19 protein-coding genes are annotated in these 24,623 nt (G+C 67.3%); 8 read left to right on the forward strand and 11 right to left on the reverse strand.

What is annotated here, in order from left to right:
- Window positions 1–27: 27 nt before the first annotated feature.
- The 4 genes from R2733_19520 to ppdK (R2733_19535) form a co-directional block, all read right to left on the reverse strand.
- Window positions 28–1,647: an ABC transporter permease subunit gene (locus R2733_19520; GenBank protein MEZ5378700.1), complete on the reverse strand. Its 1,620-nt coding sequence runs from the start codon at window positions 1,645–1,647 to the stop codon at window positions 28–30.
- Entirely contained in the window at window positions 1,634–2,584 is a 951-nt protein-coding gene (locus tag R2733_19525; protein MEZ5378701.1) for an ABC transporter ATP-binding protein, read from the reverse strand. The genes R2733_19520 and R2733_19525 overlap by 14 nt, the downstream gene beginning before the upstream one ends.
- 45 nt (window positions 2,585–2,629) lie before the next feature.
- Window positions 2,630–3,241, reverse strand: coding sequence for a CDP-alcohol phosphatidyltransferase family protein (locus tag R2733_19530; protein MEZ5378702.1), 612 nt, complete (start codon window positions 3,239–3,241; stop codon window positions 2,630–2,632).
- A 97-nt stretch (window positions 3,242–3,338) separates the two neighbouring features.
- Window positions 3,339–6,056 carry a pyruvate, phosphate dikinase gene (ppdK, locus tag R2733_19535; protein ID MEZ5378703.1) on the reverse strand — a complete coding sequence of 906 codons (2,718 nt, stop codon included), beginning with the start codon at window positions 6,054–6,056 and terminating at the stop codon, window positions 3,339–3,341.
- Between the two features lie 144 nt (window positions 6,057–6,200).
- On the opposite strand from ppdK (R2733_19535), the gene R2733_19540 reads away from it, so the two are divergent.
- The 8 genes from R2733_19540 (at window position 6,201) to R2733_19575 (ending at window position 13,697) form a co-directional block, all read left to right on the forward strand.
- On the forward strand, window positions 6,201–6,638 hold the full coding sequence (locus R2733_19540; GenBank protein ID MEZ5378704.1) for a cyclic nucleotide-binding domain-containing protein: 438 nt from the start codon (window positions 6,201–6,203) through the stop codon (window positions 6,636–6,638).
- Window positions 6,639–6,729: 91 nt separating this feature from the next.
- Window positions 6,730–7,095, forward strand: a complete 366-nt coding sequence (locus R2733_19545) for a carboxymuconolactone decarboxylase family protein (protein ID MEZ5378705.1) — start codon at window positions 6,730–6,732, stop codon at window positions 7,093–7,095.
- A complete protein-coding gene (gene acsA / locus R2733_19550; GenBank protein ID MEZ5378706.1) occupies window positions 7,085–8,821 on the forward strand; it encodes an acetate--CoA ligase in 1,737 nt (578 codons plus the stop codon). The genes R2733_19545 and acsA overlap by 11 nt, the downstream gene beginning before the upstream one ends.
- Entirely contained in the window at window positions 8,818–9,783 is a 966-nt protein-coding gene (gene pdhA / locus R2733_19555) for a pyruvate dehydrogenase (acetyl-transferring) E1 component subunit alpha (GenBank protein ID MEZ5378707.1), read from the forward strand. Before acsA ends, pdhA begins: the two co-directional genes overlap by 4 nt.
- A complete protein-coding gene (locus R2733_19560; protein MEZ5378708.1) occupies window positions 9,780–10,769 on the forward strand; it encodes an alpha-ketoacid dehydrogenase subunit beta in 990 nt (329 codons plus the stop codon). The genes pdhA and R2733_19560 overlap by 4 nt, the downstream gene beginning before the upstream one ends.
- Window positions 10,762–11,979, forward strand: coding sequence for a dihydrolipoamide acetyltransferase family protein (locus R2733_19565; GenBank protein MEZ5378709.1), 1,218 nt, complete (start codon window positions 10,762–10,764; stop codon window positions 11,977–11,979). The genes R2733_19560 and R2733_19565 overlap by 8 nt, the downstream gene beginning before the upstream one ends.
- On the forward strand, window positions 11,976–12,236 hold the full coding sequence (locus R2733_19570; GenBank protein MEZ5378710.1) for a phosphopantetheine-binding protein: 261 nt from the start codon (window positions 11,976–11,978) through the stop codon (window positions 12,234–12,236). The genes R2733_19565 and R2733_19570 overlap by 4 nt, the downstream gene beginning before the upstream one ends.
- A 51-nt stretch (window positions 12,237–12,287) precedes the next feature.
- A complete protein-coding gene (locus R2733_19575; protein MEZ5378711.1) occupies window positions 12,288–13,697 on the forward strand; it encodes an MBL fold metallo-hydrolase in 1,410 nt (469 codons plus the stop codon).
- A gap of 27 nt (window positions 13,698–13,724) precedes the next feature.
- On the opposite strand, the gene R2733_19580 is transcribed toward R2733_19575, so the two are convergent.
- The 7 genes from R2733_19580 to ppdK (R2733_19610) all read right to left on the reverse strand — a co-directional run bounded on the left by R2733_19580 (window position 13,725) and on the right by ppdK (R2733_19610) (window position 24,607).
- Window positions 13,725–15,923: a CHAT domain-containing protein gene (locus R2733_19580; GenBank protein ID MEZ5378712.1), complete on the reverse strand. Its 2,199-nt coding sequence runs from the start codon at window positions 15,921–15,923 to the stop codon at window positions 13,725–13,727.
- Between the two features lie 27 nt (window positions 15,924–15,950).
- Entirely contained in the window at window positions 15,951–16,967 is a 1,017-nt protein-coding gene (gene ilvE, locus R2733_19585; protein MEZ5378713.1) for a branched-chain-amino-acid transaminase, read from the reverse strand.
- A gap of 102 nt (window positions 16,968–17,069) precedes the next feature.
- Window positions 17,070–18,425, reverse strand: coding sequence for a sensor domain-containing diguanylate cyclase (locus R2733_19590; protein MEZ5378714.1), 1,356 nt, complete (start codon window positions 18,423–18,425; stop codon window positions 17,070–17,072).
- 54 nt (window positions 18,426–18,479) lie between these two features.
- Window positions 18,480–19,958 (reverse strand): FAD-dependent tricarballylate dehydrogenase TcuA, encoded by a 1,479-nt coding sequence (gene tcuA / locus R2733_19595; protein MEZ5378715.1) that lies wholly within the window; start codon window positions 19,956–19,958, stop codon window positions 18,480–18,482.
- The gene (locus R2733_19600) at window positions 19,955–20,758 is read right to left on the reverse strand and encodes an N-acyl homoserine lactonase family protein (GenBank protein MEZ5378716.1); all 804 of its coding nucleotides are present in this window, start codon (window positions 20,756–20,758) and stop codon (window positions 19,955–19,957) included. Before R2733_19600 ends, tcuA begins: the two co-directional genes overlap by 4 nt.
- Window positions 20,755–21,690 carry an NAD(P)-dependent oxidoreductase gene (locus R2733_19605; GenBank protein ID MEZ5378717.1) on the reverse strand — a complete coding sequence of 312 codons (936 nt, stop codon included), beginning with the start codon at window positions 21,688–21,690 and terminating at the stop codon, window positions 20,755–20,757. The genes R2733_19600 and R2733_19605 overlap by 4 nt, the downstream gene beginning before the upstream one ends.
- 244 nt (window positions 21,691–21,934) lie before the next feature.
- Window positions 21,935–24,607, reverse strand: coding sequence for a pyruvate, phosphate dikinase (gene ppdK, locus R2733_19610; GenBank protein MEZ5378718.1), 2,673 nt, complete (start codon window positions 24,605–24,607; stop codon window positions 21,935–21,937).
- Window positions 24,608–24,623: the final 16 nt, after the last annotated feature.

The following is a 24,623-nucleotide window of genomic DNA, read 5'->3' on the forward strand; positions in this document are numbered from 1 at the left end:
GCACCATCGGCGGTGCTCACCGGCCCTTCATCCGTCGAGATCACGTCGTTCGAACCCCCACAGGGCGGCGCCGACCAGGATGGCCGACGCCAGCGCGAGCACCACGAGGTGCGCGGGGTTCACGCCGTTGAACATCGGCTCGGTCTCGGTGGCGTAGAACCACGGTGAGATCACCGCGGCATCGGCCAGCGATGGCCGCTGGCGCAGGAACCAGTCGCCGAAGTAGGTCACGACGACGATCGCCATGGTCCACCGCAGGGCGGTCGACCGTTCGGCGAACGAACCCAGCGCGAGCGCGAGTGCTCCGAAGAACAGCCCGAGCAGCATCTGGTGCGTGAGCGCCGCCGCCAGCTTGGCGAACGAGACGTCGAGTCCGGCGAGCACGACGGCCAGGACGAGCCCGAGCCACAGGCCGATCGCAGTCACCGCGACCGCCAGCATCATGGCACCGGCCTTCTCGAGCAGGATGCGAGCCCTCGTCTGCGGGACGGCGACGAGCAGACCGAGGGTTCGGCGCGACGCCTCGCCGGCGACCGCGTCGAGCCCCATGATGACACCGACCGCAATCAGCGCCAGTGGGGTCATGAGCGACAGCATCTCGACCTGGAGGAAGCCGGTCGGCGTGCTCAGGTCAGTGGCGCCGAACAGCTCGAGCATGCTCTTCGGGAATGCATCGTTCAGCGCGAGCAGCGAGTCCTTGATCCCGCCGTACATGAAGGCCACGAGGACCGACATCGCAGCCATCGATCCTGACAAGATGGCCAGGAAAGTGACTCGCTCGGACAGGGTCTTTGCTGCGATGCGTCCGAGCCGCGGTCGAGTGATGCGCCCGAGCGCCGGCAGTCTCAGCGTGAGCCCGCTCCCGCCGCTGCCGATGTCGCGATGATCGGCCACCCAGTAGGCGACACCGAAGCAGACCGCCGCCATCGTCGCCAATACGCCGAGGTGCGTCACATCGAGGCCATTGGACAGCGGCTCCGACCCGTTGAAGTAGTACCAGGGCGAAACTCGCGCCCATCCTTCGGCTCCTTCGACCAAGGGGAGCATGCCGGCGACCAAGTTGGAGAACACGGCCAAGCCGGTGGCGGCACCCGTGCCTGCCGCCGTCGAGCCCGTGGCGTTGGCGACCGCCAGGGCGAACGCACCGAAGGCGACGGCCAGGAAGTACACGTGGATCGTTGCTGCGAGCGCGTCCGCCGGTCCGAAGCCGGTGACGGTGAACAAGCTGGCGCCGACTGAGCTGCCGAGGAACAAGAAGAGGCAGGCGATGGCGGTGTCGCCGACCAGCACGGCGAACTTGGATCGCACGACCGAACGGCGGCTCACCGGTTGGGTGAGCAGGAGCTCGGCGGTGTGGCGGCGCTCTTCACCCGCCAACACGTTGACCCCGCCGCCGATGGCGATCGTGAGCACCGTGATGGGTCCGATCAAGCCGAAGAGCTCGGTGACCACGTAGTTGCTGCCGATCCCTCCCATGATGCCGGTCAGCGCTTCGGGCAGATCGGCGATCATCGCCGCCATGTCGTTGCCGAGTTGCTCTGCCAGCATCACCATGCAGAACGCGGCCGCGGCGATACCGAGCCCGACGTAGACGGCGAGCGGGGTGCGATCCCGAACCGTCTTGGCGGTGACGTCAGTGAGCAGCATCGGCGTGCTCCTCTTCATGGTCCCGGCGGGTGTGGTCGGCGCCGGTGGCCGGGGTGTCGCGGTAGTAGTCGAGGAAGATCTCCTCGAGATCGGCGTCACGGCTGCGCAGGCTCACGACGCCGACCGAGGTGGCGACGGCGAGGACCGCACCGACGGATCCTTCGTAGGCGACGCTCCAGCGGAGCCCACCGCCGGTGACCTCACGCACACCGTCGACGCGCCGAAGGAGCTCGGGGTCGAGGGGTCTGGCGAACTCGAAATCGAGACGACGCACGGCGCGGGCCTTGAGTTCGCTGATCGAGCTGACCACGACCAGCGCGCCGTGGCGAATGATCGCGACCCGATCGGCGACTCGCTCGACCTCCGAAAGCGTGTGGCTCGAAAGGAACACCGTGCGGCCCTCGTCTCGCACCGACTCGATCAGTTCGTGCAGCGACTGCTGGACCAGAGGATCGAGTCCGGTGGTCGGCTCATCGAGGATGACCACGGGCGGTTCGTGCATGAACGCCTGGATGAGACCGATCTTCTGGCGGTTGCCCGACGAGTAGGTGCCACAGCGGCGGGACAGGTCGGCGTCGAAACGCTTCGCAAGCTCGACCACTTTCGCCGGATCGACGCCGCCGCGGAGATTGGCGAGGTACTCCAGCACCTCACCGCCAGTGAGCTTGTCGTAGAGCGCCAAGTCACCTGGCAGGTAGCCGACGTTCCGGTGGACATCGATGGCGTCGGTCCGGCTGTCGAATCCCAGGATCTCGGCTCGGCCGCTGGTGGGGCGGGCCAGGTCGAGCAGGCACCGAATCGTCGTTGACTTTCCGGCGCCGTTCGGACCGAGGAATCCGAAGACCTCGCCCCGATGCACCTCGAGGTCGAGGGCATCGACCGCGAGGACGTCGCCGTAGCGTTTGGTGAGTTGGTGCGTGACGATGGCCGCTGACATGGGACTCCTCCTCGTTGTCAGCATGGTCGCCGAGGGCAACTGGCGCTAGTGGCTTCGGTCCATGTCGGTCGCGGTCAGCTGGATCGTCGCCTGCTTCCACACCTTGGCGAAGCGCTGGACGGCGGTTGCCGTCGAGAGCACGAGCATGATCCACAGCATCGGTTCGAACAGCGGCGGGATCGCGAGACCGATCCCGAGCGCAATGATCCGCTCGGCCCGCTCCATGATCCCGCCCTTGGCGTCGAACCCCAGCGACTCGGCCTTGGCTCGCTGGTACGAGATGAGCCACGACACGCCCATGATCGCCACACCGAGCATGCCGAGGTGGCCACCGCCCTCTTCGAGATACCAGACGACGCCGGCGAGCAGCAGGGTGTCGGTGACGCGGTCGGCCGTCGAATCGAAGAACGCGCCGCGCCTCGATGGTGGGCCGGCGGCCTTGGCCACCGGCCCGTCCAATAGGTCGGGGAGCGCCGCCACCACGAGGAGGAGGAACCCCAGCTGGAGTCGGCCCGAGCCGATGGCGACCGCAGCGATGGCGGCGGTGAGGACACCGATCACCGTCAAGAGGTTGGCCGTGACACCCCACCGGTGAAGCGTCGCCCCGAGGGGATCGACCACCCGTTCGACGGGTGATCGCCAGTAGCCATCGAACACAGGGACGCCTCCTCGGCGGTCGTCGTCAGAGCCACGATGTTGGCACGTTCATCGAGGATCTGACAGGACCGGACCAACTTCGGTGACGGCCGTCGCCTCAGTCTGCCGCCAGCGCCAGTTCGGCGTGGGCGGCGGCGAGGCGGGCCACCGGGACCCGGTAGGGCGAGCAGCTGACGTAGGTCACGCCGAGCTTGCGAGCGAGTTTGATCGAGGCCGGGTCGCCGCCGTGCTCACCGCAGATGCCGGCGTGCAGATCGGGTTTGACTTCGCGAGCCCCGTCGATGGCCAGCTTGACCAGCCGGCCGACGCCCTTCTCGTCGAGGTTGGCGAACGGGTTCTGGGCGAAGACGCCCGTTTCGACGTACTCGATCAGGAAACCGGCTTCGGCATCGTCGCGGCTCATGCCGAACGTGGTCTGGGTGAGGTCGTTGGTGCCGAACGAGAAGAAGTCGGCGTACTCGGCGATGTCGTGAGACGTGAGCGCGGCTCGCGGGAGCTCGATCATCGTGCCGACGACCGTCGGCATGTCGGTCCCTCGCTCGTCGTGGACGGCCTTGGCCACGGCCTGGATCACGATCCGCTGGCGGATGAACTCCTCGACGTCACTGACGAGCGGGATCATCACCTCGGGTTTGACGTTGATGCCTTCGGCCGCCACGTCGGCCGCCGCTTCGAAGATGGCACGGGCCTGCATGGCCGTGATCTCCGGGATCATGAGACCGAGGCGAACGCCACGTGTGCCGAGCATCGGGTTGGCCTCACGGTGGTCGTTGATCTGGTCGAGGAGCTTGTTCGCCTCCTCGATATCCGCCAACAGCGTCTCGACCTCGTCGAGGCCCGAGGCTCGCAGCAGCCGGATCTGGAGGTCGGCGATGTCGCGCAGGACACCGTCGCGATCGGGCAGGAACTCGTGCAGCGGCGGATCGAGTAGCCGGATGATGACCGGCCGGTCGTGCATGGCACGGAACAAGTCGGTGAAGTCGGCTCGCTGGAACGGCAGCAGGGAGGCGATGGCTTCGTCACGTTCGGTGATCGTGGAGGCCATGATCATCCGCTGCACGATCGGCAACCGCTCGCTCTCGAAGAACATGTGCTCGGTTCGGCACAGGCCGATGCCGGTCGCACCGAAGCGAGCTGCCCGCTCGGCGTCTCGTCCGTTGTCGGCATTGGCTCGCACGGTCATCGATGCGATGTCGTCGGCCCATCCCAGCAGTTCGGTGAGGTGCGGGTCGTCGAGGTCCGCGTCGATGCGCTGCATCTGGCCGGGGTAGACGTCGCCGGTCGTGCCGTCGATCGAGATCCAGTCGCCCTCGGTGATCGACCAGCCGTCGAACGAGACGGTTCGAGTGGCGATGTCGATGTCGAGGTCGGTGGCGCCGACCACGGCGGGGCGGCCGAACTGGCGGGCCACCAGGGCGGCGTGGCTCGTACGGCCGCCGCTCGAGGTCAAGATGCCCTGCGCTGCCAGCATGCCGTGCACGTCATCCGGCTTGGTCTCGGGGCGGACGAGGATGACGTCACGGCCTTCCTCGGCCCAGCGCACGGCGAGGTCGGGGTCGAGTGCGGCGACACCGGTGGCGGCGCCCGGCGAGACGTTCAGCCCGATCGTGATCGGCTGGGCCGCAGCGAGTGCGGCCGGGTCGAACCGAGGATGGAGGAAGTACTCGACCTGTTCGGGCGTGATCCGCTGCACGGCCTCTTCGCGGGTGATGAGTCCTTCCTTGGCCAGATCGACCGCGATCCGCACGGCCGCCTGCGCCGTTCGTTTGCCGTCGCGGGTTTGGAGCAGCCACAGCGTGCCGTCCTCGATGGTGAACTCCATGTCCTGCATGTCGCGGTAGTGCTGCTCCAGGCGCTTGGCCGTCTCGGCGAACTGGCGATGCAGCTCGGGCATGACCTCGGCCAGCTCCTCGATCGGTCGGGTCGGGCGGATGCCGGCCACCACGTCTTCCCCTTGTGCGTTGACGAGGAAGTCTCCTTCGAGTTTCGGCTCGCCGGTGGTGGCGTTGCGCGACATGGCCACGCCGGTCGCCGAGTTGTCGCCGGTGTTGCCGAACACCATCGACACCACGTTGACCGCGGTGCCGAGATCTTCGGGGATGTGTGCGGCGCGTCGATAGTCGCGGGCTCGCTTGCCATCCCAGCTGTTGAACACGGCCTCGACCGCCATGCGGAGCTGCTCGATCGGATCGGTGGGGAACGCAATGGAGGCTCGGCGAGCCACGACCCGCTTGAACCCTTCGATCACCTCGCTCAGCGCGTCGACACCGAGCTCGGCGTCGGTCTCGACGCCGGCAGCGAGTCGGGCATCGGTCAGGACGGTCTCGAAGTACTCGTCGGCGACGCCCAACACCACCGAGCCGAACATCTGGATCAGGCGACGGTACGAGTCGAGGACGAAGTGCTCGTTGCCGGTCTTTGCCACCATGCCTTTCACGACATCGTCGTTCAGCCCGATGTCGAGCACGGTGTCCATCATCCCCGGCATCGAGAACTTGGCGCCCGAGCGGCAAGCCAGCAACAGCGGCCGTTCGGGGTCGCCGAGCACCTTGCCCGTTTGGGTCTCGATCGCACGCAGCGCGGCGAGCGCCTGTGGCCAGAGGTCATCAGGAAACGTTCCGTGCCGGTGGAGGTATTCGTTGCAGGCGGCGGCGGTGATGGTGAAGCCCGGCGGCACCGGGATGCCCAGGCGAGTCATCTCCGCCAGGTTGGCGCCCTTGCCACCGAGCAGGCCTCGCACGGCGTCCCAGTCGTCGTTCACGGCCAACCTCGCCTCGGCGATCTGGTCGAATCCGTATACCCATCGTTTGGTCATGGCTGTTGCCTCCTGACACCGAGCATCGAACGCTCGACGCGGGGTCGGGAGGGCCTTCCGTCACTTTCATGACGTTCGCCCCTTGTCGGTCCACGGACGCAGTCGGAGGATGGAGAGGTACAGCAATGAGAGGTTGGTGGCATCATGGTGCTACGACATCAAGACCCGAAGGTCGAGCGGCTGCGGGCCATCCCGTTCTTCGCCGATGCGGATGATCAGGCCCTGCAACATCTGCTCTCGGCGGCAGATGAGGTGCGGGTGAAAGCAGGCCACGATCTGATCGACGAGGGACACCACTACGGCGAGGCCTACGTGGTGGTGAGCGGAACGATCGGCGTGAGGGTCGGCGGTGACGAGGTGGCCGAGATCGGCCCGGGCGAGCTGATTGGCGAACTGGCGCTGCTCACCCACGATGTGGTGTCGAGCGCGACCGTCGTCGCGAAGACCGACGCCGATCTGCTGGTGATTCCGTACAACCGTTTCGACCAGATCCTCGACGACAACCCGGCGTTGGTTCGAGCCATCGCCACGCAGCTGGCGCACCGCCTCCGGGCGATGGACGTCCTCTACCGGACCAGCTGATCGCCGGGGCGAGAGTCGAAGGCCTCTGCCTCGGCGGCGCCCGCGGTCGGACAATCGAGTCGACAGCCGTTTGGGGAAAGGGGTCATCCCGGTGTCTGCCAATCATGTCGAACGCCACGGCGAGCTTCGCCGCGGGTTCCGTCAGCTGAGCCGAGTCCAGAGCGAGGTCATGGCGGGCTTCACCTCCATGCACCGTGCCGCCGTCGCCGACGGTGAGCTGCCGGGTGCGACCAAGGAGATGATGGCGCTCGCCATCTCGATCGTGACGCACTGTGAGGGCTGCATCGCCTTTCACGTGCATGATGCCCTCCGCGCTGGTGCCAGCCGAGGTCAGATCGAGGAGACCATCGGCGTGGCGATCATGATGGGCGGAGGACCGGCAGCGGTCTACGGCGCAACGGCGGCCGAGGCGCTCGACCAGTTCGTGGCAGCGGGGGTGGGTTCCGATGCGGTCTGATCGCTGGCGCGACGCTCGGAAGTCACTCGACGGCCTGCCCGGCGGCAACGGCCTCAACATCGCCTACGAGGCCGTCGACCGTCACGTCGCGCACGGTCAGGGCGATCGGGTGGCGCTGCGGTGGCGCGGCCGTCACGACGAGCACCTCGACCTGACCTACGGCGAGCTGAAGCGCAGGACCGATCGTTTTGCCGGAGTGCTGAGTCAACTTGGCTACCCCCAGGGCGTCGGCGTGGCGACCTTGCTCGGGCGGATTCCGGAGCTGTACGTCGCAGCGCTCGGCACGCTGAAGCATCGTGGCGTCTTCACTCCACTGTTCTCGGCGTTCGGCCCCGAGCCGATTGCGGTTCGCGTGGAGATCGGCCAGATCCAGGTGTTGGTCACCTCGGCGTTGTTCTACCGACGCAAGGTCGCAGCCATCCGGAGTCGGCTCGCCAGCCTGCAGCACGTGCTGATCGTGGGCGGGGGAGCAGAGGACATCGACGACCCGACCGTGATCGATCTCGAGGCACTGCTCGCTGCTGCTCCCGATCGGTACGAGATCGGCCCGACCGATGTCGAGGACCCGGCGCTGCTGCACTTCACCAGCGGCACGACCGGGCGCCCGAAGGGAGCGATCCACGTGCACGAAGCCGTGGTGGCGCACGCCTCGACTGGGCGCGTGGTCCTTCGACTTGAGCCGGGCACGACGTTCTGGTGCACCGCCGACCCTGGTTGGGTCACCGGCACCTCGTACGGGATCATCGCCCCGCTCGTCAACGGTGTGACCAGCGTGGTCGATGAAGCCGACTTCGATGCGGAACGGTGGTACCGGCTCCTGCAGGACGAGCAGGTCGACGTCTTCTACACCGCGCCGACCGCGCTGCGAATGCTGCAGCGGGCCGGAGGCGAGCTGGTTCGAGGTTTCGACCTGTCGGCACTTCGGCTGGTCGCGAGCGTCGGCGAGCCGCTCGATGCCGAGCTGGTCGGCTGGGCACGATCGGTGTTCGCCGTTCCCGTGCTCGACACCTGGTGGCAGACCGAGACCGGCGGCATCATGATCGCCAACCTGGTCGATCAAACGGTCAAGCCGGGATCGATGGGCCGACCCGTTCCGGGCATCGAGGCCGGGCTGCTTCGGGTGGGGACTGATGGCGAAGTCGTGGTCGACGCCGACGGCGCGCCGATCGAGGTCGACGATCCCGACGAGATCGGTGAGCTGGCGTTGGTCGCCGGTTGGCCGTCGATGTTCCGCGGCTACCTCGGCGAAGACGAGCGCTACCGACGTTGCTTCGTCGGCCGGTGGTATCACTCGGGTGACCTTGCCCGACGCGATGCATCGGGTTCGTACTGGTTCGTCGGGCGCAACAACGATCTGATCAAATCTGCCGGTCACTTGATCGGTCCATTCGAGGTCGAGTCGGTGATGAACGAACACCCGGCGGTCGTCGAATCGGGTGTGATCGGTCTGCCCGATCCGACGGTCGGCGAGATCGTCAAGGCCTTCGTGGTGCTCAGCGACGACGCCGCTCCGAGCGACGAGCTTCGCAACGAGCTCATGGCCCACGCTCGCAAGGGCTTGGGAGCGGCGGTGGCGCCCCGGTCCATCGAGTTCGCCGCCGACCTGCCCCACACTCGCAGCGGCAAGATCATGCGTCGGCTCCTGAAGGCGCGCGACCTGGGCCTCGATGAAGGCGACACCTCGACGCTCGAGGTGCCGACGGCGAGGGAGGTGGCAACGCCATGAGCATCGACCGTCGCCAGATGCTGGCCGACATGATCCGCATCCGAGTGTTCGAGGAGCGGTGTGCCGAGTTGTACGGCCAATCGAAGATCCGCGGCTTCCTCCATCTCTACATCGGTGAGGAGGCAATCGCCGCCGGCGTGCTGCCACAGCTCCGGCCGACCGATGCATTCCTCGGCACGTACCGCGAGCACGGGCACGCGCTGATTCGCGGCGTGCCGGCCGAGAGCATCATGGCCGAGATGTTTGGCAAGGCGACCGGATGTTCCGGCGGGCGCGGTGGCTCGATGCACCTCTTCGACGCCGAGCGTCGTTTCTACGGAGGCAACGCCATCGTGGGTGGTCACCTGCCGCTCGCCGTCGGTCTGGCGCTGGCCGACAAGATGGCCGGTCGCCGTGAGGTCGTGACGGCGTGCTTCTTCGGTGAGGGAGCGATGGCCGAGGGCGAGTTCCACGAGAGCATCAACCTGGCGGCGCTGTGGGACCTGCCGGTGTTGTTCTGCTGCGAGAACAACCGGTACGCCATGGGCACCTCACTCGTCAGCAGCGAATCGCAGACCGATCTGGCATTGAAGGCCAGTGCCTACGGGCTCACGGCCTGGGCGGTCGATGGGATGGATCCCGACGCCGTCGCCGCTGCGACCGACAACGCACTCACGTCGATCCGGGGCGGCGGTGGCCCGGTGTTCCTCGAGTTCCAGACCTACCGGTTCCGGCCGCACTCGATGTTCGACCCCGACCTCTACCGGCCGGCCGACGAGGTCGAGGAGTGGAAGCGGCACGATCCGATCGAGGGCTTCGCCACGAGGCTCGTGGCCGAGGGAGTGGTCGACGAAGTGGCTGTCGAGGCGATGTGGGACGAGGCCCGGGCCGAGGTCGAGGCCGCTGTCGCGGAGGCCGACGAGGCGCCGCTGGAACCGATCGAACAGCTCCTCGCCCACGTGACGGCGGAGGTGACGTCATGACCGAGACCCTGACCTATCGAGAGGCGATGCGCCTTGCCATCCGCGAGGCCATGACCAACGACGAGCGGGTGTTCGTGATGGGTGAGGACGTCGCCGACTACGGCGGCACCTACGCCGTCACGATGGGCCTCCTCGAGGAGTTCGGACCCGAGCGGATCCGCAACACGCCGCTGTCGGAATCGGGCTTCGTCGGTGCAGGCATCGGTGCCGCACTCGGTGGCCTCCGCCCGATCGTCGAGATCATGACCGTCAACTTCAGCCTGCTGGCACTCGACCAGATCGTGAACACGGCAGCCACGTTGCGCCACATGTCCGGTGGCCAACTCTCGGTGCCCCTCGTCATCCGGATGACGACAGGCGCCGGTCGCCAGCTTGCCGCCCAGCATTCACACAGCCTTGAAGGCTGGTTCGCTCATGTTCCCGGACTCAAGGTGGTGGCACCGGCCACCGTCGAAGACGCCCGCTGGATGCTCGCTGCCGCGCTGGACGATCCCGATCCGGTGGTCATCTTCGAGCACAGCGGTCTCTACAACACCAAGGGGGATGCAAGCAACGGACCGGTCGACCTCGTGTCGGCGGCCGTCCGCCGAGCCGGCACCGACCTCACGTTGGTGGCGTCGGCAGGAATGGTCCCGAAGGCGCTGGCTGCTGCGGACCAGTTGGAGATGGACGGCGTGGCGACCGAGGTGATCGATCTTCGGTCGCTTCGTCCGCTCGATCGGGGCGCGCTGCAACGATCGGTCCAGCGCACCCACCGTGCGCTGGTGATCGACGAGGGGTGGCGCAGCGTCGGACTGTCGGCCGAAGTGGCGGCCTCGATCACCGAGTCGTGCTTCTACTCCCTCGATGCTCCGGTGGGCCGCTTGGCCGGTGCCGAGGTCCCGCTCCCGTACGCCAAGCACCTGGAGGAGGCCGCCATCCCGCAGGTCGCCGACATCGTCGCGGCCGCGCACCGGGTGCGGAAGGGCGAGGTGCTCCATGCCTGACGCCGTCACCGATGCTCGCACCGACATCTTCGCGCTGCCGTCGCTCGGCGCCGACATGGACTGGGGCAGTGTGCTCGAGTGGCGAGTCGCGCCGGGCGACCGTGTGGAGCGGGGCGATGTGATTGCGGTCGTCGCCACCGAGAAGGCCGACATCGACGTCGAGATCTGGCAGCCCGGCGTGGTGGCCGAACTGCTGCTCGATGTTGGTCGCGAGGTACCGGTCGGCACACCAATGCTCCGCTTCGAGGTGCACGATCTTGGGCCGTCGGTCGTGGACACCCCTCCGGCGGTCGTCGCGGCGACCGAGTCGACACCCATCCCAACGCCTGCCATGGCGCTGCCGATCGAGCCAGCACCGTCCGGCGCGCTGGCCTCGCCGTTGGCTCGACAGCTGGCCGCCGAGCGTGGAGTCGAGTTGTCCGCTGTCGTTGGCACCGGTCCGCAGGGGGCGGTGCTCGCGGCCGATGTCGAAGCGATCGCTCCCATCGTTCCGGTCGCCACGCCCTCGGTCGTGACCGTCGCCGAGCGGGACCGGGCCGCGGCTCGGTCGGCCGGCATGCGTCATGCCATCGCCGAGCGCATGGCCAAGGCCAACCGCGACATTCCGCACTACCACCTCGATCTCGGCGTCGACCTCGGGCCGATGCTGGCCGCTCTCGAAGCGCACAACGCCGCCCTACCGGTCGCCGAACGTGTGTTGCCGGCCGCCGTGTTCCTCGAAGCCGTGGCACACGCCTCGGCCAAGCACCCCGAGCTGAACGGGACGTGGGGTGATGATGGCTTCGACCCCTCGGCGACGGTCGACCTCGCCGTCGCCATCTCGCTTCGCACCGGCGGCCTCGTCACACCGGTCATCAGCGACGCCGTCGAGCTGACGACGACCGAGATCATGCTGCGACTCAAGGAACTGGTCACGGCGGCCCGATCGGGCTCGCTCCGCAGCAGCTGGATGGTCGACGGATCGATCACCGTGACCAACCTCGGCGACAACGGTGCCGACCGGGTGCACGGCGTGATCTTCCCGCCTCAGGTCGCTCTCGTCGGATTCGGCAGCATCGTGCGCCGGCCATGGGTGGTCGATGGCACCGTGGTGGATCGCCCGGTCGTCACCGTCTCGCTCGCCGCCGACCATCGTGCCACCGACGGCCTCGTCGGGAGCCGCTTCCTCGCCACGATCGCCCACCGTCTCGAACATCCGGAGTTGTCATGACCATACTCACCGCCGACCAAGCGCTCGCCATCACGATCGACGCTGTCTCGAGTGTCGCCCCCGACGTCGCCGAGGAGCTGCCGACGCTGGATCGCTCCATCGACTTCTGGGAAGAGTTGCAGCTCGACTCGATGGACCATCTCAACGTGATGACGGCCCTCGCCGACCGTACGGGTGTGACGATCGAGGAACGCGACTATGCGAGCCTGCGATCGCTCGATGCGATCGCTTCGCACCTCGCCGCCCACTCCACCTGATCGAACCCGGCGGGCGCGATCGTCATCGAAGCTGCACAAGGAGCGCCGACCATGGCCAGGAACAGTCGACCCGAACACCCCATGCTCACGTTTCTCGGTGGCGCCGGGACCGTCACCGGCAGCCGGTTCCTGATCGAGACGCCCGTCTCGACCGTCCTCGTCGATTGCGGCCTGTTCCAGGGCTTGAAGGACCTTCGACTTCGGAACTGGCAACCCTTTCCGTACGACCCGAAGGCGATCGACGCCGTCGTGATCACCCATGCCCACATCGATCACATCGGCTACCTCCCCAAGCTCGTCCAACTCGGATTCCGCGGCAAGGTCTATTGCACGCAGGCGACCGCCGACCTGGCTGCCATCGTGCTCCCCGACAGCGGTCACCTGCAGGAGGAAGAAGCCGCGTTCGCCAACCGCACCGGCTACTCCAAGCACCAGCCAGCGCTCGCGTTGTACACCGAGGACGAGGCGAAGGCGTCGTTGCGTCAACTCCGGGCGGTCGACTTCGGAGCGCCGACGTTGGTCACCGCGGACGTCACCGTCACCCTCCGCCCCGCCGGGCACATCCTCGGCGCCTCGACGGCAACCGTCGAGCTGGCGCCGTCCGGGCGCCGGATCGTCTTCTCGGGTGATCTCGGTCGACCGTCGCACCCGCTGCTCGTGCCGCCGGAGTCCCCGTCGGATGCCGACATGGTGGTGATGGAGTCGACGTACGGTGGTCGCCAACACGACGACGAAGGAGCGATCGATGAGTTCGCCTCGGTGATCACCCGAACGGCGAGGCGTGGTGGCAGCATTGTCATCCCCGCCTTTGCCGTCGACCGAACCGAGGTGGTGCTCCACTGGCTGCGGGAGCTGATGGCGACGGAGCGCGTACCGCAGCTCCCGGTGTACGTCGACAGTCCCATGGCCCTGCGAGCCCTCGGGGTCTACCGGCGAGCGATCGGGAACGGCAGTGCCGAAGTCCGGTCCGAACTCCGCGGCGGGCCCGATCCGTTCGACACCGGTCAGCTCCATGAGGTCCGCTCGGTCGAAGAGTCGAAGGCGCTGGCCGACATCACCTATCCCTCGATCATCGTGTCGGCTTCGGGGATGGCGACCGGCGGACGCGTCCTGCACCACCTTGCTCGACTGCTGCCCGATCGACGCAACGCCGTCGTGCTGGTCGGCTTCCAGGCCGCTGGGACCCGGGGCCGTCGGCTCGCCGAAGGGGAGACCGAGATCAAGATGTTCGGCCGCTACCTACGGGTGCGGGCCGAAGTGGTGTCGATCGGGTCGTTCTCCGTCCACGCCGACCATGGCGAACTCATGCAGTGGCTCGGCGCCGCCGAGCCGCCACCCGAGACGGTGTTCCTCGTCCACGGCGAATCGGACGGGGCGGAGGCGCTCAAGACATCGATCCGAGATGACCTCGACGTGGCGGCGGTGGTGGCGAGACCGATGGAACGGGTCCGACTCGACTGAGCTTGCACCATTAGGGTGGCGGGCTGGTCAGTGCGGCGGGCCAACGCACACGCACAGCAACGAGTCAGCGGCCGACTGGAGTCGCAGGTCGTCGAACTGCAGCGCCGCCAACGCGTCGAGCGGATCACAGCCTTGGGCCAGGAGGCGGTGGAGCGCCGGCATGACGATCGCGGTCTCGTTGTCGTCGAGGTCGAGCGTCGATGCCACGACGTGGGAGACGCCGTTGTCGATGAGCTGCCATGCCAGCCCGAGCCGACCGAGCTCGGCGTTCAGCGTCAAATCACATGAACTGCACACCACCGTGTCGGCCACGGGGCCGTCGGACGGGATCGGTCGGACCGCGGCGGGGGATGAGGCGCGGTCGAGGCGGTGCAATCGGAACTGCGTTCGGTCGAGGCGCCCGTGGCAGGCCAGATGCACGACGTCGGTGTTCGCGATGAGCTCGTTGAGGCGGCTGGGGGTGAGCAGGGGCTCATCGGCATCGGCCGACTCCGGGTAACACCGACCGATGGCATCGAGTTCAGTTCGGGTGTGGTTGCCGAGGCCCGGGCCGCGAATCGTGGTGACCCGGCCGCGTCGGGGGTCGCTGGTTCGTACGCTCGCTGGGTCGCCGATCGCCATACCGAGGTGCAGCCGTCGCATCGAGGGAAGGAGGCGCCAGGGAAGCCCGCTGAGCGCCGTCGACGGCACCATGGTGAGCGGCTCGGCGTCGTCCCACGAACAGCCGGTGAACAGCAGCCGATCGAGCGTTTCCGCTGCGATGCGGAGTCGCTGCTCGCCATCCGGGCGATCGAACCCGAGGGCCGCCGCCGCAAGACGGAACGCCCGGACCGACCGTTCGATGTCGCGGCAGTCCCCAAGATCGGTGATCGCCGCGTCGTCACCACGAGCGGTCACTCGCCACAGCCGGCCGCCGGTTTCCTCGAAGAGCACGAGCGCTCGTTGCGGCATCGGCCGGTCGAGCCAGTCGGCCACCGGGAGGGCAACACCCGGTGTTCGTCGGCGCCCGTCGAGGCGCGAGATCCGCTGATCGAGGTCGGCGAGCTCCGCATGATTGAGCGACTCGGGATCGAGCGACGAGGACCACGCCGCCAGATCGCGCAACGCGTCGGCGGCGCGGGCCGCCGGTTCCCCGCGGGTCTGGTCGGCCACGACGATGCGCATGGTCGCCATGGCAACCCGGAGCGCGTCGGCAGGATCACCGAGCCGACCGAGTCCGATGGCGACCCTCGCTGGATCCGCAAGTGTTCGCACCGCCGTCGAGCGAGCCTCGATCGACTCGAGCGGGCGGGTGTGCTCGACGAGCGCCCGCACCAAGGCCGCCGTCGACCGGCGAGCTGCGGCTCGGTCTCCGCACTCGATGTGTCGCTCGACCTCCGCTTGTCGTTCGACGATCGCCCGTCCTGTCGCACCGGCCGACGCAGGCCAGCGGCGGTCCTCGCCATCGGATGGTGCTCGAAGGCCGAGCGCCACCAGCAGCCGCTCGAAGCCTCGGTTGCTGCCTCGTGCTTCGCTCGGCCAGCGGCCCAGCTCTGACTGGGCCATTCGTCGGCAGGCGTCGGTCTCGCGGACGAGTCCGCAGCGGGCCATCACCTGACCGAGCCGATCGACGAGGAGCGCGTGGGCCCGAGTCCCATCCGGGTTCCGCAGCAGCGAACGGCGAATGATGACCTCGGCCTCGGCCACGCGGTCCTGCGTGAGCGCCAGGTTGGCCCCGAAGATCGCCAGCACCGGTTCGGCGATGCCGAGTGGGTCGTGGCATTCCTCGGGAACGACCGTGTCGAGAATTGCCTGTGCGGCATCGTCGTCGCCTTCGCCGTGCACGATACGAGCCCGGACGATGCGAACGCCGAAGTTCGACATCGGATGGTCGATGGGATCGACCTCGGCGAACACCGCACGAGCGAGTCCGACGTCGCCGTTCCACAATAGATGGTTGGCGTGGTACGCAGCGGCGCGGGCTGCCACCCACGTGGACTCGGGCGCCATGCCCGTCGAGATCTGGAACCAGTGCTCAGCTTCCGCGAACGAGCCCGCCGTTGCGTGCAAGGAACCGACAAGGCATGCGATCGCCGCCCGAACTGTGGGATCGTCGCACTGCTCGAATTGTGCGACGGCGGCGCGGATGTCGGTGCTCGGCGCCGATTGGCCCAGCTCGTCGACGCGGTTGAAGTAGACGAGCGCCCGCCACTCGGGCGCCGTCAATCCCGCCGTGAGGTCGGACATCGGCACGACTCCCTCCGTGGCCGGGTTTCAGCCCTTGATCGGGGTGAGCCAGCCGTGGGTGTCGGGCGACTTGCCGATCTGGATATCGGTCAGCGCATCTCGCAGGCGCAAGGTGTTGGGTCCGGGTTGGCCGTCACCGATCGTGACCTTGCGGTCCTTGCCGACGAGCGTGCCGACCGGAGCGATCACTGCCGCGGTACCGGACAGGAACAGCTCGCCGGGCCACGAGAACAGCTCGTCGAGCGAGATCGACCGCTCCTCGACCTCGTACCCGAGGTCGTGGCCGATCTGGATGACCGACTTTCGGGTGACGCCGTGCAGGAACGACTCGTCGAGGTGGCGGGTCACCAGACGGTTGTCGTCAACGAGGAAGAAGTTGGAGGCACCGGTCTCGGTGGTATCGCCGCCGGTGGCGAAGAGGACCTGGTCGATGCCGTACTTCGCCTTGGCGTCGAGGGTCGGCCCGAGCGCCATCACGTAGTTGGCACCCGACTTGACCTTGCCGAACTGGGGAGTGGTTCGAGGTGTTTCCGTCTCGACATAGATGCTGAGCGGGCGTACACCGCCAGCGAAGTAGTCGCCGACTGGCGAGTTGATCACGTAGAAGATGCCGGTGGTGCTGGGCGATGCCGCAGCGCCGATGTTCTCTTGCGTGCCGATCAGCGTGGGGCGGATGTAGAGCGAGCCCGGGGGAGCTGGCGTGGCTGAGCCGTTGGCCTCGCAGGCATCGATGATCATCTGGCGGACCATGTCGCTGTCGGGCACCCGCATCATCAGCCGCTCGACCGATTGGGTGAAGCGGTCGACATGGTCATCGAGGCGGAAGATGGCGAGCGAACCATCGATCTGCCGGTGGGCCTTGAGCCCCTCGAAACACTCGGAGGCATAGTGGAGGACGTGCGACCCGGGATGGAGTTGGAACGGTCGCATCGGCTCGGCCGACCCGCCGTACACGTAGCCGTCGCCGTCGTCGACGGCCACCGTGAAGAAGTCGCCGAAGAGCGATCCAAAGGGTGCGGTGGCGGGATCGGAGTTCTGGGTCATCGTCGTTGCAGTCCAGTCGTTCGGCGGTCTGCCAAAGACTATGCCGCGCGAAGCCGCCTGTCGGATTGGATGAGTGCGAGCAAGGCCGATTGACGGCGGTGGCTACTCGACCGGGGCCATCCACCAGCGGCCCCGACCCTTGGCCTTGGCCAGATACAGCGCCGCGTCCGCCTCGCTGATCAGGGCGTCGAAATCGATGTGGCGACGGTGATACACGATGCCGACGCTGGCGCCGATCGTGAGGCGGCTGTTGCCGATGCGGTCGATGGCTGCGATCTCGCTGATCAGTCGGTCGGCCAACGCCTGCATCGCCTCGGGATCCGTGGTGTGGGGGCAGACCACGACGAACTCGTCGCCACCAATGCGGGCGACGGTGTCGTCGGTGCGCACGTTCGCCATGATCACCTCGGCGACTCGCCGCAGGAGCTGGTCCCCAACATCGTGGCCATGGCGGTCGTTGATGGCCTTGAATCCGTCGAGGTCGACGAACAGCACGGCCGCGTCGTCGAGTGAATGGTTGGCGACCTCGCCGTAGAGGAAGGCCCGGTTGAACAGACCGGTGAGGGCGTCGTGATAGGCCAGGTGCTCGAGCTGGCGGCGCTGGGACTCCTGGGTGAACGCGAGACGGAACACGGAGATCGCCTGTCGAAGGTGCAGGATCTGGTTGGGACTCGCCACCCCGGGGCGGGATCGCAGACACACCAGTAGGAGGTCCCGGTCATCGTGCCGAGCGGCGACCGCCCACGCGCCCCGGACACCGAGGCCGCGCCATGCTGATGCGATCTCCGGTCCGAAGTCGTGTTCCTCGATGTGGGCGATGCCGTGCACTCGATCGACCGATTCGGTCCACAGCGGTGCGAGCGTGCTCAAGGCGGATGACGGAAGGTCGGTGGTGGAAAGCGCCGAGATCGTGCCGTTCGACGCTCGCTCGAGCAGTAGGCCGCGGCCCTCCATCGGATGCCCGGCCATCGCATTGACGACCGAGTCGATCACAACCCGGAGGTCACCCTGTTCGGCGACCTGGGTGACGGCCTCGGTGAAGTGATGGTGGCTGGTCTCCTCGGTCACGATGACCATGTGGCCGCGGATGCCTGGGTGATCGAGGCGGTTCTCGGCCCAGAGTTCGCTGTAGCGCTCCTGGCCCCAGGCCGTCAGGTAGCGCAAACGCATCGGGCCGAGGAGTTGGCGGTCGAGAGCGGTGCCAAAGGTGATCAGCTGAGCTGCGAACTCGGCGTCGGCGGGGTGGACGAATTCGAGGATGTTGCGACCGAGGACATCACGCTCGACGTCGACGTCGTCGACGAGACCCGATGGGTTCAACAAGTTCGCCATGCGGGGCGTGGCGTAGGTGATCGTGCCGGCTTCGTCGAACACGATCAACGTCAGCGGGAGCGCGTCGAGGATGGCCGATTCGCTGATCAGCCGATCGGAACTCGCTCTCGGTGCCGCGTCGAACATCGCAGCTCCATCGGTCGCGAGCCCGGGGACGTGAGGATTCGCTCGAACGCGGCGTCAGGCGATCGAGCCGGCACGACGGCCGAACACCATCCCTGCGGTGAGACCCGAACCGCCCGGATAGTTGCCACTGAAGAGACCGCCCAGCATTTCGCCACAGGCGAAGAGGCCCGCGATGGGCTGACCTGCTTCGTCGAGCACCCGCCCATCGGTGTCACCCCGAAGTCCACCGAAGGTGAACGTGATGGCACACGTGACGGGGTAGGCATAGAACGGAGGGACCTCGATCGGGGTCGACCAGTGGCTCTTGGGCGGCACGACGTCGGCCCGCCGACCGTCCTTGATGGTGGGGTCGAGTGGCCGGGCCCGATCGATCGAGGCGTTGAACTGCTCGACCGTCGTGTGGAGCGCATGTGCCGGCACGCCGATCCGCTCGGAGAGTCCTTCGATCGTGTCGGCGACCTCGACCGAGATGCCCGGCATGTCGTACTCCTCGGTGCGCAGCATGGGTCGCAGCGTCGCATCGAAGAGCTGGTAGGCGATCGAATCCGGTTGTTCGAGGATGTGCCGGCCGTACTTGGCGTAGGTGTAGTTGCGGAAGTCCGCGCCCTCGTCGACGAATCGATCGCCCTCGGCATTCACGATGATGCCGAGCGGATAGCTCTGGCGCGTGAGGCGGTTGGTGAGCTCGCGATTGCTCTCGTTGTCGGGGCACAGGGCATCCCACTGGACGCTGTGCGCCGTCGACCAATCGCCGGCCTTTGCCGCCCCGATCGCCAGCGCCGCCGCGAGCATGTCGCCGGTGTTGTAGGGCGTGCCGCGAACTTTCGCCCGCTCCCAGCCATCGCCGAGGTGCTCCTTGCGCCACACGGGATTGGCCTCGAAGCCGCCGGCGGCGAGGACCACCGACTCGGCTCGCCAGACCTCGGGGCCATCGGGCGAGGTGGTCTCGACACCGACCACTCGCCCGTCCTCGACGACCAGATTGGTGGCGGCGGTGCCGTAGCGGATCTGGGTGCCGAGTCGCTCGGCAACCCGAGTGTGGTCGGCCATCAGACCCTGACCACCGTCGACGTTGCCGACATGCAGCCCGCCCCAGAACAGGTAGGTGCCGTCGGGCCGCTCGTAGGCCTGCCGCTCGTACATGAGTCGGTACTTCAGCCCGAGTCCGTGGAGCCAGCGCATCGTGGCCTGGGCCTGGGTGACGAGCACTTCGGTCATCGCCGCATCGTTGCGGCCCTCGGTGACCTTGGCCAGGTCGGCAGCAAACTCGTCCGACGAGTAGGGCGGAACCTCCGTGACGGCGTGTCGATCGTCGGGTTCGATGAAGTCGATCAGATCGTCGAGACCGTCGTGGTCGATCCGGGTGGCGCCGGCGGTGTAGAAGCTGTTCCCGCCCGACATGTCGAACGCGCCCTTCTCGAGCAGCACCGTGGTGCGGCCCCGCTCGGCGGCGGCGTGGGCGGCACTGAAGCCGGCGTTGCCGCCACCGACGACGATCACATCGGCATGGTGGGTGGTTGGCGTGTCGTTCACCGGCAACTGCTTTCGCTGAGGATCGTGACGAGGCCGCCGGTGCCAATCATGGTCGGGTGGCGGTCACGGATACGAGGATCGTGGCCGGGCACGACCACACCGTCGTCGCCGGCGAGTTCACGAAGCCGATCGAACGCGGTGTACATGGCCGGCAGGTCGGTGACGATCGCGTAGGGCTTGTCGTGCTCGATGTTCTCGTAGAAGTGGGTGGCGTCCGAGGCCAGCACGACGGGGCCATCGATGGTGTACACGGCAACGACTTGGAGGCCGGCGGTGTGGCCTCCGACCAGGTGCAGCGAAACACCACTGTCGATGACGGCGTCGCCGTCGTGGATCGTCACTCGGCCCTCGGCGGCGAGCCGGGTGACCGCGGCGACGTCGCTCGATTCGTGGAGGTGGGAATGGACACCCCGGTGGGCGAGCGGGCCGGTCCAGAAGTCGAGCTCGCGCTGCTGCAGGTGGATGGTGGCGTTGGGGAACGCGTCGACGTGCCCGGTGTGGTCGTAGTGAAGGTGGGAGAGCACGAGGTGTGACACCTCGTCGGGCCCGCGGCCGAGCAGGCCCAGCAGGTTGACCGGGTCGGCGAGGTAGTCACGGTTACCCCGTTGGGCAGCGACCTCACGGGTGAAACCACCGTCGACGAACACGACGTCGTCAGGTCGGCAGATCGCCCAGACGAAATAGTCGATGGGGTACGGCCCGCCACAGTCGGCATCGTGTCCGTAGAAGTGCTCGCCTCGGGTCGATGCTGTCCGTCGGGCGTATTGCAGGGCGTAGACACCGTGGTCCACCCGACTCATCGGGCGTCCTCCGCTGTCGGGCGTTCCATGGTGAGCGACGCTCCGCACCACTGCTCCCACAGGGTGGCGATCACGGCGTAGTCGGAACGGCCGAGACCTCGGGCCACGGCGATGTCGTAGACACTCTGTGCTGCCTGAGTGGCGAAGAGGGGAACGCCGCTCGCCTGCGCCATGGCCAGGGCGAGCGTCGAGTCCTTGCGAGCGGCGTCGAGCGGCATGCCGCCGTCGTAGTGGGCATCGGCCACTCGCTCCATCATGCGGTGGGTGAGCGGTCGGATCAGCCCACCGTCACCGGCGGTGAGCATGTCCGCGATCTCGGCGGGGTCGACGCCGCTCGCCTTGGCCATGGCGAACCCCTCGATCAGCACGACCATGACCGCATGAGCGACCCCGTTGTTGACCACCTTGGCCGCCATGCCGGTGCCCAGGCCACCGAAGCGCTTGACGTTGTGCCCGAGAACGTCGAGCACCGGCATCGCTCGATCGACGATCGCATCGTCACCGCCGACGAGGAGGGTGGCAACCGCGTTCTGCATCTGGCCGACGCCAGAGAGGATCGCCGCGTCGATGAGCTCGATCCCGTCCATCTGCAGCGTTTCGGCGCAGGCGATGACATCGGTCGGCAGCACGGTGGAGGTCTCGATCACGAGCGACCCCTCGCTCAACAGCTCACCGAGACGGGCGCACGTGCTGTGGCTGATGGCCGGCGTGGGGAGCGACAACACGACCGTCGACAAGCCGGAGATTTCATGCAGCGCCTGCACGGGTCGGACCCCCGCCAGCCATGACGCAAGCGAACGACGGTCGGGATCGGGATCGTACGCCACGACATCGAACGTGCTGGCCAGCCGCTCGGCGACCGCCAGCCCCATCTGCCCGAGGCCGCACAAGCCGATCACCGGACGGTCATGAGATTCGGTATCGGCGCTCATGCCCCGAACGTAGGTCGCCCCTTGACCGCCCGCAATCGCAAGCTCGGCCCGCGGTGTCGCTCGCGCTGCGCCGGCCGGGGGGCTGCGCGTCGCGCCAACTCTCGGCTGTGAGGCTCACCCCCAGCCAACTCTCGGCTGTGGAGCCCAGAAGTGGGCTCGAGGGCCGAGAGTTCGTCAGGAGTGGGCTCGGGAGCCGAGAGTTCGGGTCTACCCGCGGTGGCGGGGGTGGTCCGTCAGTGTGTGGTCAGTCGGCGGGGGTGGTGTCGCCGAGGGTGGCGTGGGCCGCAGCCAGGCGAGCGATTGGGACTCGGTAGGGCGAGCACGAGACATAGTCGATGTCGCTGCTGTCGAAGAACCGGATCGAGGCCGGATCGCCTCCGTGTTCGCCGCAGATCCCGGTCTTCAGGCCGGGCTTGGCCGATCGTGCGCCGTAGGCGCCCCGCGACACGAGCGAGCCCACACCGTTGACGTCGATGGTCTGGAACGGGTCAGAGGCCAGGATCTGGCGGCGTACGTAGCCGGGCAGGAAGCGGGACGAATCGTCGCGGCTCAGGCCCAGCGTGGTCTGGGTGAGGTCGTTCGTGCCGAAGCTGACGAAGTCGGCGTGGACCGCAATCTGGTCGGCGGTGAGCGCCGCCCGAGGCAGCTCGATCATCGTGCCGACGTGGTACTCGATCGAAGCGCCTTCCTTCTCGAACACCTCCTTGATCGAGGCGTCGATGGTCTCCTTCTGATTCTCGAGCTCGGCGGCGAACGCCACCAACGGCACCATGATCTCGGGCAGCACCGTGATGCCACGGGCCTGGCACCTCAGTGCGGCGGTGATGATGGCCCGAGCCTGCATGGCCGTGATCTCGGGGTACGACACCCCGAGCCGGCAGCCACGGTGACCGAGCATCGGGTTCGCCTCGGAAAGACGCTCGATCTGGGTGAGCGTGCTCTCGAGCTCGTTGATCTCGCCGAGGATCCGATTGACGTCGGCGAGACGGTTGACGCCGGTCAGCTGGAGCTTGAGATCGGTGACCTGGTCGACGATCTCGTGTCGGTGGGGGAGGAACTCGTGCAGCGGCGGGTCGAGGAGTCGGATGGTGACCGGTAGGCCGTCCATGGCTTCGAACAGTTCTTCGAAGTCCTTGGTCTGCAGCGGCTCGATGAGGGCCAGGGCTTCGGTTCGGGAGACGGCGTTGGGGGCCATGATCATCTTGCGCATGGCGTCGATGCGTTCGCCCTCGAAGAACATGTGCTCGGTTCGACACAGCCCGATGCCCTCGGCACCGAGCGAGCGGGCGACGGCAGCGTCGTGGCCGTTGTCGGCATTGGCCCGCACACCCAGCCGGCGAGCCTGGTCGGCCCAGTTCATCAACGTCTCGAAGTCATCGTCGAGCACCGGATCGACCGTGGGAACCAAGCCCCGGTAGACGATGCCGGTGGTGCCATCGACGGTGATCCGCTCGCCGGCCGACACCACGCCATTCGGCGTGATCAACAACTGCTTGTCCAGGTCGACGATCAGGTCTTCGCACCCGACGACACAACACTTGCCCATGCCCCGGGCGACGACGGCGGCGTGTGAGGTGACGCCGCCGCGAGCCGTCACGATCGCCTGGGCGGCGACCATGCCATGAAAGTCGTCGGGGCTGGTCTCGTTGCGCACGAGGATGACGTCGGCACCTTGTTCGACGAGGGCGACGGCGGCGTCGGCGGTGAAGCACACGACGCCCGTGGCGCCACCCGGTGAGGCCGGGAGCCCGTGCACCAGCTCGACAGTGTCGTCGTCGGGTTGCACGATCGGGTGTAGCAGTTCATCGAGGCGGGACGGACTCACCCGCAGAACGGCTTCGTCGCTCGAGAGCACACCCTCGTTCGCCATGTCGACGGCCACCCGAACCGCGGCCCGACCGGTGCGCTTGGCGTTGCGCGTCTGCAACAGCCACAGCTCACCCCGTTCGATCGTGAACTCGATGTCCTGCATGTCGCGGTTCTGCTGTTCGAGGCGGGTCGCCAGCTCGGTGAGCTTGGCGAACGAGTTCGGATCGGTGTCGGCCAGCGAGCCGATCGGCAGCGGCGTACGAATGCCGGCAACGACGTCTTCGCCCTGGGCGTCGGGCAGGTACTCGCCCCAAAGGCCCGGCTCGCCGGTGGTCGGATTGCGAGTGAAGACGACGCCGGTGCCCGAGGTCGGCCCGGTGTTGCCGAACACCATGGCCTGGACGTTGACGGCGGTGTAGATGTCGTCGGGGATGCCTTCGAGCTGGCGGTAGTCGATCGCTCGCCGGTTCATCCATGACCCGAACACGGCCGCGATCGCCTGCCGCAACTGGTCATGCGGGTTGGTCGGCACCGTGAGCCCGCTGTGGGTGAGGACGATGTCTTGGAGCTGGCGGACGAGTTCCTTCGATGTGGCTGCTGTTGGCCGACCGGCCTTCGTGGCCTCGCCGATCTTGCCGCCCCGCAGGATCGAGCCCTCGACTCCGAGCACGATCTCGCCGTACATCTGCACGAATCGGCGGTAGCAGTCCCAGGCGAAGTCTTCGTCGCCGGTGAGTTTGGCGAGTGCGGCCGTGGTGGTGATGTTCAGGCCGAGGTTGAGGACGGTGTCCATCATGCCGGGCATCGAGATGGCGGCTCCCGAACGCACCGAGACCAGCAACGGCTGGCTGGCGTCGTCGAAGCGTTTGAGGGTGGAGGACTCGAGGTGGGCGAGCGCGGTCTCGACCTGTGACCACAGCTCGGGCGAGATCGTGGCGTCGTTGCGGTAGTAGCCGGCGCACGCTGCCGTGGTGACGATGAACCCCGGAGGCACGGGAAGCTCGTTCTTCGTCATCGCCGCCAGGCCGGCGCCCTTGCCGCCGAGGAGCGCCCGGTCGGACGGATCGGCATCGGTGAACGCGACGACTTGGACGACATCGGCAGACATGGGCACTCCTTCGAGA

It is taken from the genome of Acidimicrobiales bacterium (assembly GCA_041394265.1).
Lineage (GTDB): Bacteria > Actinomycetota > Acidimicrobiia > Acidimicrobiales > SZUA-35 > JBBQUN01.

Coding starts and splice junctions, on each gene's coding strand:
- R2733_19520 (MEZ5378700.1), bottom strand. CDS start 1,647: ATGCTGCTCACTGACGTCACCGCCAAGACGGTTCGGGATCGCACCCCG.
- R2733_19525 (MEZ5378701.1), bottom strand. CDS start 2,584: ATGTCAGCGGCCATCGTCACGCACCAACTCACCAAACGCTACGGCGAC.
- ppdK (MEZ5378703.1), bottom strand. CDS start 6,056: ATGACCAAACGATGGGTATACGGATTCGACCAGATCGCCGAGGCGAGG.
- R2733_19540 (MEZ5378704.1), top strand. CDS start 6,201: ATGGTGCTACGACATCAAGACCCGAAGGTCGAGCGGCTGCGGGCCATC.
- acsA (MEZ5378706.1), top strand. CDS start 7,085: ATGCGGTCTGATCGCTGGCGCGACGCTCGGAAGTCACTCGACGGCCTG.
- pdhA (MEZ5378707.1), top strand. CDS start 8,818: ATGAGCATCGACCGTCGCCAGATGCTGGCCGACATGATCCGCATCCGA.
- R2733_19560 (MEZ5378708.1), top strand. CDS start 9,780: ATGACCGAGACCCTGACCTATCGAGAGGCGATGCGCCTTGCCATCCGC.
- R2733_19565 (MEZ5378709.1), top strand. CDS start 10,762: ATGCCTGACGCCGTCACCGATGCTCGCACCGACATCTTCGCGCTGCCG.
- R2733_19570 (MEZ5378710.1), top strand. CDS start 11,976: ATGACCATACTCACCGCCGACCAAGCGCTCGCCATCACGATCGACGCT.
- R2733_19575 (MEZ5378711.1), top strand. CDS start 12,288: ATGGCCAGGAACAGTCGACCCGAACACCCCATGCTCACGTTTCTCGGT.
- R2733_19580 (MEZ5378712.1), bottom strand. CDS start 15,923: ATGTCCGACCTCACGGCGGGATTGACGGCGCCCGAGTGGCGGGCGCTC.
- ilvE (MEZ5378713.1), bottom strand. CDS start 16,967: ATGACCCAGAACTCCGATCCCGCCACCGCACCCTTTGGATCGCTCTTC.
- R2733_19590 (MEZ5378714.1), bottom strand. CDS start 18,425: ATGTTCGACGCGGCACCGAGAGCGAGTTCCGATCGGCTGATCAGCGAA.
- R2733_19600 (MEZ5378716.1), bottom strand. CDS start 20,758: ATGAGTCGGGTGGACCACGGTGTCTACGCCCTGCAATACGCCCGACGG.
- R2733_19605 (MEZ5378717.1), bottom strand. CDS start 21,690: ATGAGCGCCGATACCGAATCTCATGACCGTCCGGTGATCGGCTTGTGC.
- ppdK (MEZ5378718.1), bottom strand. CDS start 24,607: ATGTCTGCCGATGTCGTCCAAGTCGTCGCGTTCACCGATGCCGATCCG.